The organism is Treponema lecithinolyticum ATCC 700332 (genome assembly GCA_000468055.1).
Lineage (GTDB): Bacteria > Spirochaetota > Spirochaetia > Treponematales > Treponemataceae > Treponema_C > Treponema_C lecithinolyticum.
Genome location: KI260561.1, coordinates 293151 through 308368 on the forward strand (window position 1 = coordinate 293151; position 15218 = coordinate 308368).

Genomic DNA, 15218 nt, shown 5'->3' on the forward strand with positions numbered 1-15218 from the left:
GTACCTCTTATTTGGCAATCCAAATATCAATGTCTTTTAAGGCTGCGCACAAAGCTTTTACGAATTTTGCCGCAGGAGCGCCGTCCACAACCGCGTGGTCTATGGTTAAACTGAACGAAAGATGGGGCAGTATCGCGTAGCCGCCCTGTCCGTCGGCGGCGGGTTTGGGCTGAATGCCGCACACGCCTAAAATAGCGATTTCCGGCGCATTGATGACGGGCGTAAAGCTTTCGATTCCCGTATTACCCAAATTGGTTACGGTGAAGGTCGAGCCGCTTAACAGGTCGGGGCTTATCGAACCGGCTTGACATTCGCCTGCAAGGAGTTTTGCCTGAGCCGATATTTGTGCGAGCGACATTCGATCGGCGTTGCGGATGACCGGAACCATAAGACCGCGCGGAGTGTCCACGGCCATACCCAAGTGAACGTTTTTATACAGACGGATTGTGCCGTTTGTTTTTACGCCGTTTAAGAAGGGGAATTCTTTGAGCAGGCGGGAAACGAGGAACAACACCAAATCGTTTACGGTTACCTTCGATAAACCCATCGCCGGATCGCTTGCCTTAAAACGTTCGCGAAGCGATTGCATACGGACCGCTTCGGCGCTTGCATTTAAGGTGAACTGAGCGGCCGTTGCCAAAGAGTTCATCATGCGCTCGGCAATAACTTTCCGTATGCCTTTAATCGGCGTATCCGTATATTCGTCGGCTGCGGAGTAAGCTGCAAGCGCCCTGTCCGCTCCTGCGCTCGAACCCGAAGCTGGCGCAAAGGCTGCCGCACTTCCGTCGGCAACCGCTTGAATGTCGGCAAGCGTAACGCGCCCGCCGATGCCGCTTCCGGCTGCCGGGAGCAAACCGCCCAAACGCAGCGCTTCTTTTGCGGCAGCCGTAAGCGGCGGCCTTTCAGCTGCCGCGCGCAGCACATCCGCTTCTATAATACGCCCTTCGGCACCGCTTCCGCTTAAGGTGCGCACGTCGACGGCTTCTTTAAATGCGGCGGCTCTTGCCCGCGGTGAAATCGCCAAATGTGCGCCGGGCGCCGCCGAGGGGACGGCGGGCGCGGCGGATGCGGTCTTTGCCGCTTGCGTTTTTTCTGCAGCCGAACTTGCCGCCGGTGCATCGGTTACAGGTTCTCCTGCCGCCGATGCGGGTTCCGAAGCCGTTTGCGCTTCTTTCGGCGCTTCCGTTTGAGGCGGCGCTTTTACCGAATCTTCCCATTTTTCGCCGGGCTTTCCGACAACCATAATCGGCTGTAAAACGGGAACATCGTCGCCTTCAGTGTGTAAAACTTTTAAAACGGTACCGGATGCGCCTGCAGGAACTTCAAAGGTAGCTTTGTCGGTTTCAACTTCGCACACGACCGTTTCCGAATCGACCGTATCGCCTTCTTTTTTTTTCCATTCTACGATAATACAGGATTCCACTGTATTGCCCTGTCTGGGCATAATCAAAACATGCGCCATGTATAACTCCTCAACAGGTAATAATCTCTATGGGATTTTGTTTTAATTCTTCCGTTTGTTCCGGTTTTATGCCGTTATCGGTTATTAAAATATCGATGTCCGACATAGGCAAAATCGTTACCACGCCGCTTTTTCCGTATTTGGATGAATCGGCTAAAAGCACCAGTTTTTGCGCGCGCTCGCGCATAACGGAAATAATATCGCCGCCTTCGATTAAGTGGGTGGTTATGCCTGAATGCAAACTAAAACCGTCCGTGCCTACAAATGCATAGCGCACGTTAAAGCGGCGGATAGCTTCAATGGCTATGGATCCTACAAACGAATCCGTGCTGTCGCGGAATTCGCCGCCGATAAGGGTTATTTTTAAAGCGGGATTTGTTTTTGCGGATTCGAAAGCTTGAATCGAATTGGTGATAATTAAAATGTCGCGTTTTCCGCTTAAATAGCGAGGAACAAAAGATGTTGTAGTTCCCGCTTCTATAAAAACCGCGTCTCCGTTTTGAATTAAATCGGCTGCGGTTTTTGCAATGCGGTGTTTTTCTTCGGTGTGCATATTTTGCCGCTGAAAAATATGTGGATGTATCGACGGCAGAGCGCCGCCGTGTGTGCGGCTTAAAAGACCGAGTTCTTCAAGATTAGTTAAATCGGAGCGTACCGTTACTTCCGATACGGCAAGTTCTTCGCTTAAATCGGCAACGGACACAGTGCCCTGCGCCATAAGCCGGTTGAGTATAAGATGTTCGCGTTCCGATAAATCTTGAATCACATACGCCTCTTTATGTTTCACTTTCGATTATATTACGGATTTGGATAAAACGCAAGTAAAAAATAAATAAAAGTAAAGATAAGTTAAAAAAACATAGTTTTTGCTAAGAGGTGCCAACGGCGGTCGGTAAGCATTGTTTTTTTTTGTGTTGGTGTGAAGTGCTGTAAAGCGGTTAATAAGCGTTCAATTTTTCCGCAACATCAGCCCATTGTTCGGAAAGTTCTTCGTAGTATTTTTTTAGTTCGGCAATTTTTTGCTGTACGGCTTTACTTTTTGTTCCGTCGGTGTATACGTGCGGCTGTGCTAAAAGCGCTTCGTTTTCGGCTATTTCGGCTTCGATTTTTCCGGTTTCGCTTAAAAGCCGCTGTTCTTCTTTTTCCAATTTCCGCTTTTGTGCGTTACGCTGCTTTTGCTCTTCGTAAGACAGCGCTTTTTCTTTTTTTTCGCTTTGAGCATTGCCGGAAATCGGAGAAGCGCTTTTATCTTTTTGACCGTCAAGAATCTTGTCGGCGTCCGCACTGCCGGAAAAGGGGACGCTGCCGACTTTGCCGAAACTGTCTGCTTTGCCGCATCCGGCACTGCTTGCAGTTTTGCCGCAATTGCCGTCAAAAGACGAAGCAGTTCCGTTTTCTTTTGCTATTTGAGAAAGATAGTAATCATAACTTCCCGGATAATTTCGTATACGCGAAGCGCCCTGAGTTTTGGCGGGAGCTTGCAATTCCAAAACCCGTGTGGCAAGATGTTGAATAAAGTCTTTATCGTGCGACACAAAAATAAGCGTTCCGTCGAAGTGCTGCAGCGCGTCGGCGAGCACGTCTTTGGAATGTAAATCCAAGTGGTTTGTCGGTTCGTCTAAAATTAAAAGGTTTAAAGGTTTGAGTAAAAGCCTCAAAAGAGCAAGCCGGCTTTTTTCGCCGCCGGAAAGCACCGAAACCGATTTGTAAATATCGTCGCCGCGGAATAAAAATGCTGCAAGCATATCGCGTACTTTCGGAATTAAATCCAAAGGAGCGGTATTTTCTATTAATTGTATAACCGTTTCCGAGCCGCTCAGAGTTTCCCCTTCTTCTTGAGAAAAATAACCCATTTGCACGCCCGCGCCTTTTTGCACACTGCCCGAAAACGCCGTATCTTGTCCTGCAAGGATGCGCAGCAAAGTGGATTTACCCGCTCCGTTTCGTCCTGCTAAAACAAGACGCTCTTTTTTTTCTACCGTTAAATCAAAGTTGTCTATAACCGCCCGTGTTCCGTATGATTTACTTATCCCTTGTGCGCGCAGTACGATATTTCCCGAATGCGGGGCGTTCGGAAAACGGAAGTGTATTTTTTTTAAATGTTCCGGAATTTCTATGCGCTCAAGTTTTTCGAGCTTGCGAATTCTATCTTGCACTAAAGCAGCTTTGCTCGCGTTGTATCTGAATTTTCTGATAAAGTCTTCCGTTTTGGCGATTTCTTCCTTTTGGAGCGTGTACGCTTTAACGAGACTTTCCATTTCGGTTTGACGCACTTTTTCGTATGCGGTATATGATCCTTTGTATTTTTTTAATTCGCCGTTAAACAGTTCATACGTTTCTTTTACACATTGATCTAAAAAATAGCGGTCGTGGCTTACCAGTAAAAAACCGCCGCCGAATCTTTTAAGCCGTTCTTCCAACCACGTGCGAGCTTCTATATCCAAATAGTTGGTAGGTTCGTCCAAAATAACGATGTCGGCATTTTGTAAAAGCACTTTTGCAAGAGCTATGCGCATTTGCCACCCGCCGGAAAACGCTTGTGTAGGACGCTCAAAGTCCGCAGTGCTGAATCCCAAGCCGCATAAAGTTTCTTCAATTAGGCGGCTTCGTTCATGCCAGCGCGAAGCGTCGAGTTTGGTTTGCAAATCGTGGTATGTTTGGGCAAGCGTGTTTTGTTTTGCCGTATCTTTTGTTTCCGCCATCTGCGAAGCTACAGCATCCATTTTTTGTAAAACTTCCAAAGCGCCGGCAAAAGCTGTCTCCGCTTCGCTTTTAAGCGTTTTACCGCGGTGAACGATTCCCGATTGAGGAAGGTAAGCAAGCACGGTATCTTTTTCGTGCGAAATTTCTCCCGTGTCCGGCTGAATCAAACCCGCAGCGATTTTCATCAATGTGGATTTTCCGCAACCGTTTGCTCCGGTTAAAGCCGCTTTAGTACCGTTCGCTAAAACAAGGTTGACGTTTTTTAAAATGTCCCGGTCGCCGAATGCAAGCGATATTTTTGAAAGCTGAACAAAAGCCATTGCGATCCGGTTTAGCGTACCGAAAAAAACAATACGAGCGGACTTTTGCTGCGCGCGTTGACGGTACCGTTTTGTATGCTCCGTTTGTCGACGCTTTCCAAACGCAGCCCCGTTTCTTCCTGTTTGTATAAAAAGTTAACTTCTTCGCTATCGTTAAACATAAAGGTAAAAATACCGTCAAACTGTTGCTCGACCGACGCCGACATAAAGTACACGGTTTCGACTGTTCCCCGTACCGTACCGGCGCGTACTGCCGTTTGCGGCAAAAGACCGGAAGAAATTAAAAGCTGGCAACCGCTCCACGAAAAACTGCGGTCGCCGTTCAGCGTCAGTTTACCGTAGTTAGAACTTGAAAATACCGGTCCGCGCTCGGCAACTGTACGGTATTCGGCATTTCTGCGTTCGGTTTCGCTTTCGGCAAGCTTACGGATGTATTCTTCGGCACGTGCATTTTCGGCTTGAGCATTACCGGTGCCGTCGGCGCTTTCAAAGACGGCGCTTGCATTGCCTGTACCGGAGTCGGTGCCGAGTGTGTCCGAGCTTTCTTCTTCGTTTTGAGGCGGCGTAATCGTTACAAAATTATAGGAAACGGGTAAGCCGTCTTGTCCGATATACTGTACCGCTATAAAACCGGATGAGCGGACGGTGAGAGTAAACGGGGTTTGGCTGAATTTATACACTTTTTCGGATATTTTTTCGGTGCCTTTGTACGGGTACGATACGTTCAATTCGCTTAAGCGTATTCCCGTTGTGCCTGAATAAAAGCCGGTATCAAATCCGTATTCGGCTTTTAAAGTGTTCGGATCGATTTTTCTGCTGTTTATCATAACGCCGTAGTATTCTGGAAACCAGCGCGATTCAAGTATTTGAGCGATTAACCCGTCTTGATTTTCGCTGTCGGTGCTTTGTTCGGCAATTCCGACCGATTCGTCAAAAATACGTAAATTATGCGAAAAACACCAACCCTTTGTACCGTCTTCGGTAAGCACCATCAGCCATTCGCCTTGCAGCTGCTCTTTGCCGCCCATAACATTTTGACCGGTGCCTTTATACAGAATTTTTATTACTTCGTCGCGCCGGAGCCGGTACACTTGTTTTGCCGTATTTGCTGCTTCCGATCGGACAGGAAGACCGTCGAGCGCAACCGAAGCATAGCGGTGGCGGTATTCGGCATAGAGTTTTGCCGTTTTGCGCGCTTTTGATTTTGATTCGGGAGCACTTACAAACCACAGCGGCACTTCGATTTTTTCTTTTGACTGAGGGGTTCCGATAACGTATACTTTATTTATATTCGACCGTATGTATACCGGAACGATATCGCCGTCGTAAATATTTTTTTCGGGCAGCGACCACAGCATAACGCCATATCCCATTTTGCCGCAGCCGGTAAAATATATTCCGCTACACAACAGTATTAAAAAAAATATAATCCGCTTCATAGAATAAGCATATCATAAACACTGTGTTACCGCAACCTTGCGTATTTCGGCTAAAATTTGTAAAATCAACTATTCTCCGAATTATAAGGATGGTGTATGGCTATTAACTGCGGAATTGTGGGTTTGCCGAATGTCGGAAAATCCACTATTTTTTCGGCATTAACCCGCGCGCCCGCCGAAGCGGCAAATTATCCGTTTTGTACGATAAATCCCAATGTGGGGATTGTAGACGTGCCGGACAGCCGTCTCGATTTTTTATACGAAAAATTCGCTTCCAAACGGCGTGTGCCTGCCGGCGTTGAATTTGTAGATATTGCCGGTTTGGTAAAGGGAGCGTCAAAAGGTGAAGGTTTGGGAAATCAGTTTTTAGCGCATATCCGCGAAGTAGGGGTAATCGCCCATGTGGTACGCTGTTTTGACGATGCCGATATCGTGCACGTAAACAATAAAGTAGACCCTGCCGACGATATTGAAACTATCAACATGGAATTAGCGTTTGCCGATTTGGATACCGTTGAAAAACGTATTGAAAAAGCAAACCGCGCGGCACGCGTTATGGGAAAAGAAGAACAAAAAAAATCCGCAATTGTTTTGTCGGCGCTGGATAAAATAAAGCCGCTTTTACAAAACGGTACCGGTGCGCGCTATGCCCCGTTAACGGCGGAAGAAAAAGCGGCGATTTATGATTTGCATTTGATAACCGTAAAACCGCAGCTGTATGTGTGCAACACGGATGAAGACGGCATGCAAAACGGAAGCCCGTATATCGAAACCGTAAAAAAAATCGCCGCTTCTCAAAACGCGCTGCCCGAAGACGTTGCAGCATCCGGCGCTAAAACAGCAAGCGAAATTGTCGTTATTTGCGGAAAATTCGAAGCAGACCTTGCCGACATCGACAACGAAGAAGAAAGAGCTCAGTTTTTAAATGAATTAGGATTAAAGGAATCGGGCTTAAGCGTTTTGGCGCGTGCCGCGTACCGTCTTTTGGGATTGCGTACTTTTTTTACCGCAGGAGAGGACGAGTGCCGCGCATGGACAGTTCATGCCGGAGACACTGCGCCGAAAGCTGCCGGAGTTATTCATACCGATTTCGAAAAAGGTTTTATAAAAGCGGAAACCTATTCTTTTGACGATTTTAAAACATACGGCTCGGAAGCTGCTATTAAAGCGGCGGGTAAATACCGGGTAGAAGGGCGCGACTATGTAGTGCAAGACGGAGACGTTATGTTTTTTAAATTTAATGTAACAAAATAAAAAGCATAGCGGCGGCATAAAGCATATAGCAAAACGGAGGCAAACGGTGTCCGGAAAATTATGTGCTGTAAACTTAAAAAACGGTATAAAGCATAAGTGTATGTGCGGTTTTAAAAACATACTGCACGTGCTGTGTTTTTTGTGTATTTTTACCGCAGTTTCGTGTGGAGCAGGTCTTGCCGATTTTAAAAAGTCTGCAGGTGCCGGCACAAGCAGTGCAAACGACAAAAGCGGCGGAAAAACCGTCAGCATTATAAGCTGGAATTTGCAGAATTTTTTTGACGGTGTTGAAAACGGCAGCGAATACGTTCAGTTTCGCGGTTCAAAAAGCGCGTGGACTGAAGAAAAATACGTGCAGCGTCTTGAGCGTTTGTGTGATTTTATAACGGATACCAATGCGGATATCTATGTGTTTCAAGAATTTGAAAACGAAAGCATTTTGCAGGATGTAGCCAACCGTTTGGCAGGCGGCATTTTTTCTGCGCGCTTTTGGAGCTACGGCAGTTTTGCTTTGCAAAAAGGAAGCGCTTTGGGACTTGCCGTGCTTTCACGCTTGCCGCTTACAAACACGTGTGTGCATCAACTTGACTTACGCGCCGCACAAAACGGAAAAAACGAAAAGGGCGTGAGCCGTTTAACGCCGGCACAGCTTCGGCCTATTTTGGAAACGACCGTCGAAACGCAAGACGTTCCAGTTACGCTTTTTGTGTGCCATTGGAAATCGAAGCTCGGTACAAAAGCGCAAAGCCGGTATTGGCAAAGTGCACAAGAGCTCGTTTTGGCAAACCGTATAGCCGACGTTTATCAAAAAAATCAAAACGCCGCTGTTATAGTCTGCGGCGATTTTAACCGGGCTTTGGAAGATTTTGCCGCGCCGTTAACTTCCGATATTACAAGTACTTGCGCCGCCTCTGACGGAAGTGCATCTTGTATTGCGCTGCGCGGCAGACAAAACATTGCGCTTGTTTCCGCATGGCTTTTTTTTGACGATGAATTTTCAGAATCATCCGGTTCGTATTATTTTAAAGGAAAATGGGAAAAAATCGACCACTTTTTTTACAATACAAAAGTAAACGCTCTTGAATTCCAACCGCTTATGAGCGGTTCTCATATACAAAACGGCGTTCCCTACCGCTACGATATACAAAGCGGCGAAGGCTATTCCGATCACGTTCCCTTGCTGTTTGTTTTTTCTTTATAAGATTTTTTGCCGCGCTGCGAGTGCGTGCCGTCCGAGCCGGAAGTTTGCACACGCGATCTTACGACCCCGCATTGGTAAAGCTGTTCGGCATTGAAGATATAGAAGACAAACTGCCGTCTTCGGTTTATGCCGAATTTGCAGCTTTGTGCACAGAACTTTATGCCGCTTACGCCGAATCGTGCCGAGCTTATCTGGTTACATTGTGCAGCCATTTGCCGTTGCGTATGCGCAAAAGTCCTGCTGCAACTTTTAAAGCTTGTTCGGTTTGCAGGCAAATATATATGAGGTAAGGCGGCGCATGCAGCGCAAAGGCTGCGGCGGCAGCCAAGGGAATCGCGACAAACCACATCCAAACGCTGTCGTTAAATGCGGCATACACGGTATCGCCGCCGGAGCGGCACAAGCCTACAATAAAAAACATATTGAACGCTTGTATCGGATACATGCACATAAGGATGCGCAGCATAATTTGTGCCTGACTTATAATGTGCGCTTCGACATTAAACAACGCCGGAAGCGCAAGCGAAAGCGGGAACAATAGTGAGCCTATAAAAACCGCCAAAAGAGGCATAAACCACGCGCAGCGGTTCGCGTACCGGCGCGCTTCAAGCTCGGCGCCTTCGCCGATTTTTTTGCCGATAATTATTCCCGCCCCGTTTCCCACGCCTATAAAAAACACCCACGTAAGCTGAGAGATGGTTCCCGTTATATTGAATGCGGCGATGGCGTCCGTGCCTGAGTGAGAAAAGATTGCATTTTGGGTTGTAATGCCGATGCTCCACAGTACTTCGTTTACGATAACGGGAAAAGCGATTTTAACAAAACGTGCAAGAAAGCCGCTGGTAAACGAAAAAAGTTGGGCAAAGGTTCCGCACGCTTCGTAGCGTTTTCGGTATGCCCAGCCGACTGTGATCACCAATTCCGTAAAACGGGAAAAAACCGTTGCGATTGCAGCTCCCGTTACACCCATCGCGGGAATCGAAAAATCGGCGCCGAAAAGCGGAAAGTGAGCACCGAAAATAAACAAATAATTAAAAAGGGCGTTTATGCAAATCGATACCGCCGTGCTTACCGTCGGAAGTTTGACGTGTTCGGTTGCGCGGAAAGCAAGCTGGAACGCAAAGCTCACGGCAAGCATCGGGTAACTGGGTGCGACAAAGCGCAGGTATTGAGCGCCCAGTTCTATAACGCGCTCGTCCGAAGAATACACTTTGATAAGTTCGCGCGGGAAAAACAGCGCGGCGCTCATAAAAATAAGGGAAAGTACGACGGAAAGCGTAAGCGTAATTCCGAGCGTACGCCGTATGCCGGCTATGTCTTTTTTACCCCAAAACTGCGCGACAAAAATTGCACCGCCGCTTGAAATGCCGAACAGGATCATGTTCAAAATAAAAAAGATTTGATTACCCAGTCCCGCTGCGGCGATTTCGGTTGCTCCGAGCCTGCCGACCATTATCGTATCGAGCATGTTGACAAATGTTTGAAGAAAATTCTGTAAAATAATCGGAATCGCAATCGCAAAAAGCGTGCTGAAAAATCCCGGCAGTGATGCCATAGTTGAACCTCGCGCGCAGTATATCATATAATAAATAAAATGTTTACCGAAATGAACGCGCTTTTTCGCCGTTTTATTTTTTGTGCACCGATTGCATCGTTTGTGTTTTTGCTTTTGGCAGCCTCCCTTACCGCTATCCCTTCCGGCTCCCGTTTGAGCGGCGAACCTGCCGAACTTGCTCTTTTGCGCCGCGCGTATCCCGATATCGCGTTCAGCTGCGTGTACGATAATGAGCAAAAAGATTTTAAAATTGAACTTGCGCGCAAAACAGCTAAAACATCCCAAACAGCTGCTCCCGCAAGCGCACGGCATATCGCAAGTACGCCGCAGACAGCGGTGTTTTATTGGGCAGACGGTAGAATGCTTCCGCTCGAAAAACTCGGCAAGAAGGAATCGTACTGGAAGCTTATGTATACGTATGCAAAAGATATTCCCGATCCTGCACATTTTTCCGAACAGACATTCAGCGTTTGCGCAATTTTTCTTCGGCGGAAAACCGTTTGCGTCAAGCGGGCGTGTCGCTCGACTTTTTTAACGCAGTATACGACAGTGCAACGCGCCAATCGACGGAATCTCATATAAAGCGCGTGTCTTTTCTCGGTAAATACACCAATGCGCACGAATGGATCTTTGCGCCGCTTGCGCGCGTTGAAAACAAAATCCGCGAACTTGCAAAAATCGATTCCGAAGTGCGGGGTTTTGTAGATACTTTAGCGCGCGTCGACAGTTATAATTGGCGCGAAATAGGAGACCGTGCATCGCGTTCGTTTCACAGTTACGGTATTGCCGTGGATGTGCTTCCGCGCGGGTGGGGGCAAAAAAATATTTATTGGGCGTGGCGGCGCGACATCGACCCTGACGGATGGATGACGCTCCCCTTGGATAAGCGCTGGATGCCTCCGCTTAAAGTTATCGAAGCATTTGAAAGCGAAGGTTTTATTTGGGGCGGCAAATGGCCGATTTGGGACAATATGCATTTTGAATACCGCCCCGAATTGATTGAAAAAGCCGCACAAAACTAATCGGTTTTATTCTTGTACGGTTTCCCGTTTTAAAGAAAGCTCCGGTTTTTGTACGGGATTTGAATCGGTTTGCTTTTTTACTGTTTTAACGCCGAATAAAAAGTAAACGACATGGCATATCCATACAACGGCAAGGCAAATTCTTCCAATCGGTACACGTTTCATCATAATAAAGCCGAAAAGCATTACGGCGGTTACCGAAATTAAAACGGAAACCTTTGTTGTAACCGTCATTGCTTTGTGCTGCACAAAACTTTCCAAGTGATTTTTATACAGCGATGTACCGATAAACCAATCGTGCAGTTTTTTTGAACTTTTGGCAAAGCAAAACACCGTTGCCAAATAAAACGGTACGGTCGGAAGAAACGGCAGTACAATGCCTACGGTTCCCAAGCCCAAACTGAGAAAACCGAAAAAAAGCCATACAAAACGAATAGGATTTTTCATAGTCATTCCTTTACCATATTAAAAACGGTATGTGCAATATTCAGTGTCGACATTCTGTGTGACACGATAACTACTGTTTTATTTTTTGATTTTTCTTTAAGCGATTTTAAAATAATACCTTCGTTCAGCACATCAAGGTTGCTTGTCGGCTCGTCCAAAAGCATAAGCGGTGCATCGTGCAAAAACGCGCGGGCAAGTCCTATGCGCTGACGCTCTCCGCCGGACAGCGTGCTTCCCGATTCTCCTACCGGTGTGTCGTACTGCTTCGGAAGTGTGATGATAAAATCGTGAAGCGAAGCTTTTTTTGCCGCTTCGATTATTTGCTCGCGTGTGGCGCCGGGTTTACCGATTGCGATATTGTTTGCAATTGTGTCGCGGAACAGCACTGTTTCCTGCGTTACGTATGATTGAATTGAGCGCAGTGCGGCTGTGTTTATTGTGCGGATGTTTTTGCCTGAAATACTGATGTTTCCTTTTTGAACGTCCCAAAAGCGCATAAGCAGTTTTAAAAGCGTCGATTTGCCGCACCCGGACGGACCGTGTATACCTAAAATTTGTTGATCGTTGATTTTCAGCGAAAAATCTTTCAGTATAGCCTCTTTTGCATAAGAAAAATCTATATGCGAAACTTCAACATCTTTTACCGAAACGTTTTCTCCGTTTGTTATTTCTTCAACAATCGGCTCTTCTTCAAGCAGCGATAATACACGCTCTCCGCTTGCAAGCGTTTGCATTAAATTGTTTGAAAGGTTCGACAGCGCAACGGCAGGTCCGAACGAACTCATAAGGGCGACGGTTGTAACGATAACATTTTCAAATCCCGTTTTACCGCCGATAAAAGCAAACAGCATAATGCTCAATACTGCAATGTCAAATCCTAGGATAACGATGTTTGTGATTGCGCGCTGATACCCTTCAAAAACCGAAAGTTTTTTTTGCATATACGTCAGTTCGGTCGATTGTGTTTTTAATTCGCTTATGCGCTGTGTTCCGCAATCGTATTGAATGGTTTCATCAAGTCCTCGAAGCGAATCGAGTACAAAAGCGCTTAAAGAGCCCAGTGCATTGCGGAATTGCAAACCTTTGGATTTGCCCAATTTGGCATTAATAAGCGGAATAACAATACCGACGCTTATATAAGCGCATAAAGCGGTTATACCGGCTGCGGCGCTGCCGTGCCAAATAAAAACGGTCATGCACGCACATACAATAACGGCAATTGCTACCGGAGAAATTGTATGAGCGTAAAACACTTCAAGCAATTCTATATCGGTCGTTATTATGGTAATAAGATTGCCTTTGTCTTTTCCGTCAAGTTTTGCAGGGCACAATTCGCGCAGTTTTGCAAAAATGCGGTGTCTGATAACGGCAAGCAGTTTAAAGGCTATAAAGTGATTGCAGTATTGTTCGGCATAGTGAAATACCCCGCGCAGCACGGCAGCGCCGATAAGTGCGTATGCCAATAAGCGAAGCGGCAGCGCCGCCGTTTTTTGCAGTGCAATACCGGTTATGGCGGAGCTTGAAGCAACCGTTAAAAATATTGCACATAAATGCCCTATGCTGCCGAATGTGATTGCCAGCAGCATAACCGGAATAAGGGTCCGTATAAGAACAATAAGGCGCGCCATAACGGCAAAGCCGTTTCTTTTTTTTGTCTGTAGTGTTTGCTGCGAATTGCCGCTCATTGGTGTACCTCCGCTGCATAAGTTTCAAGCGTATGCTGTTCGCCGTACAGCCGCCCATAAGCGCCGTTCAGTTTTAAAAGCTGTTCGTGCGTACCTTCTTCGGCTATGCGGCCCTGTTCGAGTAAGTATATGTGTGCTGCGCCGATAATATTTGTCAGTTTATGCGAAATACACACAACCGTTTTTTGTTTTGCCAATTCCGTAATAACGTTCATAATCATCTTTTCGCTTTCGGCATCTATATTCGACGTAGCTTCGTCAAATACATAAATACTGCTGTCGTGCAAAAGGGCTCGGGCAAGGGCAAGGCGTTGACACTGACCGCCCGATAAATTGCTTCCTTTTTCGTCAAGTTCCGTTTTAAGTCCTTGTCTTATGCTTAAATCGTCCCACAAATTGACTTTTTGCAGCGCATGCTGCATATCGGCTTCGGATGCGTCTTTTTTGCCCATGCGTAAATTATATGCAACCGTACCCTTAAAAATATAACTTTCATGAGTAACGATGGTTGCTGTATTCATAACGTTGTGCTCATCTATGGAAGAAAGCTCGGTGTCGTTAAATTGAATGTTTCCGGAATAACCTTTGTTGCGCGTCATAATTAAATTGGCAATAGTACTTTTACCGCAGCCTGATTTTCCGACAATAGCCGTAAGCGCTTTGGGTTTGCACTGCAAGCAAATGTCGTGCAAAATGCCGCGCTCTTTTGTATAGGCAAACGAAACATTTGAAAAGGTTATTGTTTGTTCGTTTTTTTGCAGTGCTTCGCCGCTGCCGAGCCGGTTGTTTTGTATTTCCGGTAAATCGAGCAGGGCGAATATTTTGTCCGATGCTGCCATGCCGTTCATTGCTACGTGGAAAAAAGATCCGAGCAATCTAAGCGGAATAAAAAACTCGGCTGCAAGCAACACAATCATAAGGCAGCCGCCAAGTGTAACGGCACCGCGCGCAAATTCGTTCAAAGCGATAATCATTCCAACCGCCGCACCGCCGTATGCCATAATGTCCATAACGCTCGTGCTGTTTAACTGCATGGAAAGAACTTTCATAGTAATGCGTCTAAAGTTTTCGGCTTCTTTATCCATTTCGCAAGCTTTTTGTTCGTCCGCCCGGTAGATTTTTAAAGTGGTTAAACCTTGCAGGTTTTCCAAAAAGCTGTCACCCAGTTGTGCATAAATTGACCAATACTTGCGCAGTAAAAATTTGGCGATTTTCATAATCAAAGCGATCGAAAACGGTATCAGCGGTACGCATAAAAGCAAAACGGCGCTTGCCTTTGCGCTTACAAACGATAAAAAGGCAAACAAAGTTAAAGGAGCGAGCAAACTGTAGCCGAATTGTGAAAGGTATTTTCCAAAATAAATTTCAAGCTGCTCTACGCCGTCTTGTGCAAGTTGAACGATTTCGGCTGTGGGTGCAGCATTGCGGTAAGAGGCTCCCATACGCAGCAGTTTTTCGTACATGTGGGTGCGGAGCGTTATCTTAACATCGGCACTTGCTTTGTGCGAAAAGGCTGCATATAATTTATCCGAGATAAAACGGAGCATAAAGCAAGCGGCGGCTGCAGCGGCATAGGGTATCAACACCGTGCCGAGCTGTCCGCGGTTAAACGCTTTTTGTACAATATCGGTTATAAAAAAAATAACGGCTATTTGGCATAAAAGCGAAACCCATTGGCACAGCACTTGTAAAAATACGAATTTTTTTGCATGCGATAAAAGTTTTATAAGACGGATTTTAATCATATCTTTCCCTTGGTTTGTGCGCTGACCAATATATGTTTTATAACAAGCAGCGGATGGTACAAAAAGATTCTCGGCCCTGAAAAGCGCATAACCGTTTTAATTTTTTTTCTCATTTCCTGCCCGTAACAATGCACTTTGCATGCTGAGCAAAACGTTTTTTCCTTTATAAACGGACACTTGTTGATTTTATTCAAAGCATAAGACAACAGTTCGCTGCATTCGGAACAAAGAAATTTTTGCGTACCGTGCTTTTTTTTGCAGTACAGCCGTATCATTTCTTCTATAATCTTTTTTTCATGCGCCGCTTTTGCCTCTGCAATGTTATACATCACTAATTATGTTACCGAATATGAGCTTGCTCGTCAATAATTTTTAACCGTATTTT

Annotated in this window: 13 protein-coding genes; 4 read left to right on the forward strand and 9 right to left on the reverse strand. The window is 46.2% G+C overall.

Going from position 1 to position 15218, the window contains the following annotated elements:
- Window positions 1–7 precede the first annotated feature (7 nt).
- The 4 genes from HMPREF9193_RS04075 to HMPREF9193_RS04090 form a co-directional block, all read right to left on the reverse strand.
- Window positions 8–1462, reverse strand: a complete 1455-nt coding sequence (locus HMPREF9193_RS04075; RefSeq protein WP_021686804.1) for a dihydrolipoamide acetyltransferase family protein — start codon at window positions 1460–1462, stop codon at window positions 8–10.
- Between the two features lie 10 nt (window positions 1463–1472).
- The gene (locus HMPREF9193_RS04080) at window positions 1473–2249 is read right to left on the reverse strand and encodes a DeoR/GlpR family DNA-binding transcription regulator (RefSeq protein WP_021686805.1); all 777 of its coding nucleotides are present in this window, start codon (window positions 2247–2249) and stop codon (window positions 1473–1475) included.
- A 151-nt stretch (window positions 2250–2400) separates the two neighbouring features.
- Window positions 2401–4485, reverse strand: coding sequence for an ABC-F family ATP-binding cassette domain-containing protein (locus tag HMPREF9193_RS04085; RefSeq protein ID WP_021686806.1), 2085 nt, complete (start codon window positions 4483–4485; stop codon window positions 2401–2403).
- Window positions 4486–4496: 11 nt separating this feature from the next.
- Window positions 4497–5924, reverse strand: a complete 1428-nt coding sequence (locus HMPREF9193_RS04090; RefSeq protein ID WP_021686807.1) for an SH3 domain-containing protein — start codon at window positions 5922–5924, stop codon at window positions 4497–4499.
- A 96-nt stretch (window positions 5925–6020) separates the two neighbouring features.
- Between HMPREF9193_RS04090 and ychF the strand changes: the two genes are divergently transcribed.
- A complete protein-coding gene (ychF, locus tag HMPREF9193_RS04095; RefSeq protein WP_021686808.1) occupies window positions 6021–7178 on the forward strand; it encodes a redox-regulated ATPase YchF in 1158 nt (385 codons plus the stop codon).
- Window positions 7179–7224: 46 nt separating this feature from the next.
- Window positions 7225–8379 (forward strand): endonuclease/exonuclease/phosphatase family protein, encoded by a 1155-nt coding sequence (locus tag HMPREF9193_RS04100; RefSeq protein WP_040847471.1) that lies wholly within the window; start codon window positions 7225–7227, stop codon window positions 8377–8379.
- Between the two features lie 187 nt (window positions 8380–8566).
- Here HMPREF9193_RS04100 and HMPREF9193_RS04110 read toward each other — a convergent pair whose 3' ends face one another.
- A complete protein-coding gene (locus HMPREF9193_RS04110) occupies window positions 8567–9934 on the reverse strand; it encodes an MATE family efflux transporter (protein WP_021686810.1) in 1368 nt (455 codons plus the stop codon).
- A gap of 39 nt (window positions 9935–9973) precedes the next feature.
- Between HMPREF9193_RS04110 and HMPREF9193_RS11365 the strand changes: the two genes are divergently transcribed.
- Both HMPREF9193_RS11365 and HMPREF9193_RS11370 read left to right on the forward strand, forming a co-directional pair.
- The gene (locus HMPREF9193_RS11365; protein WP_021686811.1) at window positions 9974–10516 is read left to right on the forward strand and encodes a hypothetical protein; all 543 of its coding nucleotides are present in this window, start codon (window positions 9974–9976) and stop codon (window positions 10514–10516) included.
- Window positions 10405–10956 carry a M15 family metallopeptidase gene (locus HMPREF9193_RS11370; protein ID WP_245565492.1) on the forward strand — a complete coding sequence of 184 codons (552 nt, stop codon included), beginning with the start codon at window positions 10405–10407 and terminating at the stop codon, window positions 10954–10956. The genes HMPREF9193_RS11365 and HMPREF9193_RS11370 overlap by 112 nt, the downstream gene beginning before the upstream one ends.
- A gap of 6 nt (window positions 10957–10962) precedes the next feature.
- Here the strand turns inward: HMPREF9193_RS11370 and HMPREF9193_RS04120 are convergent, their stop codons facing one another.
- From HMPREF9193_RS04120 to HMPREF9193_RS04135, 4 genes are read right to left on the reverse strand one after another with little or no spacing between them, the layout of a single operon-like run.
- The gene (locus tag HMPREF9193_RS04120) at window positions 10963–11403 is read right to left on the reverse strand and encodes a YbaN family protein (RefSeq protein WP_051305992.1); all 441 of its coding nucleotides are present in this window, start codon (window positions 11401–11403) and stop codon (window positions 10963–10965) included.
- Window positions 11404–11405: 2 nt separating this feature from the next.
- Window positions 11406–13088, reverse strand: coding sequence for an amino acid ABC transporter ATP-binding/permease protein (locus HMPREF9193_RS04125; RefSeq protein WP_021686814.1), 1683 nt, complete (start codon window positions 13086–13088; stop codon window positions 11406–11408).
- A complete protein-coding gene (locus HMPREF9193_RS04130; RefSeq protein ID WP_021686815.1) occupies window positions 13085–14833 on the reverse strand; it encodes an ABC transporter ATP-binding protein/permease in 1749 nt (582 codons plus the stop codon). Before HMPREF9193_RS04130 ends, HMPREF9193_RS04125 begins: the two co-directional genes overlap by 4 nt.
- A complete protein-coding gene (locus tag HMPREF9193_RS04135) occupies window positions 14830–15162 on the reverse strand; it encodes a nitrous oxide-stimulated promoter family protein (protein WP_021686816.1) in 333 nt (110 codons plus the stop codon). Before HMPREF9193_RS04135 ends, HMPREF9193_RS04130 begins: the two co-directional genes overlap by 4 nt.
- Window positions 15163–15218: the final 56 nt, after the last annotated feature.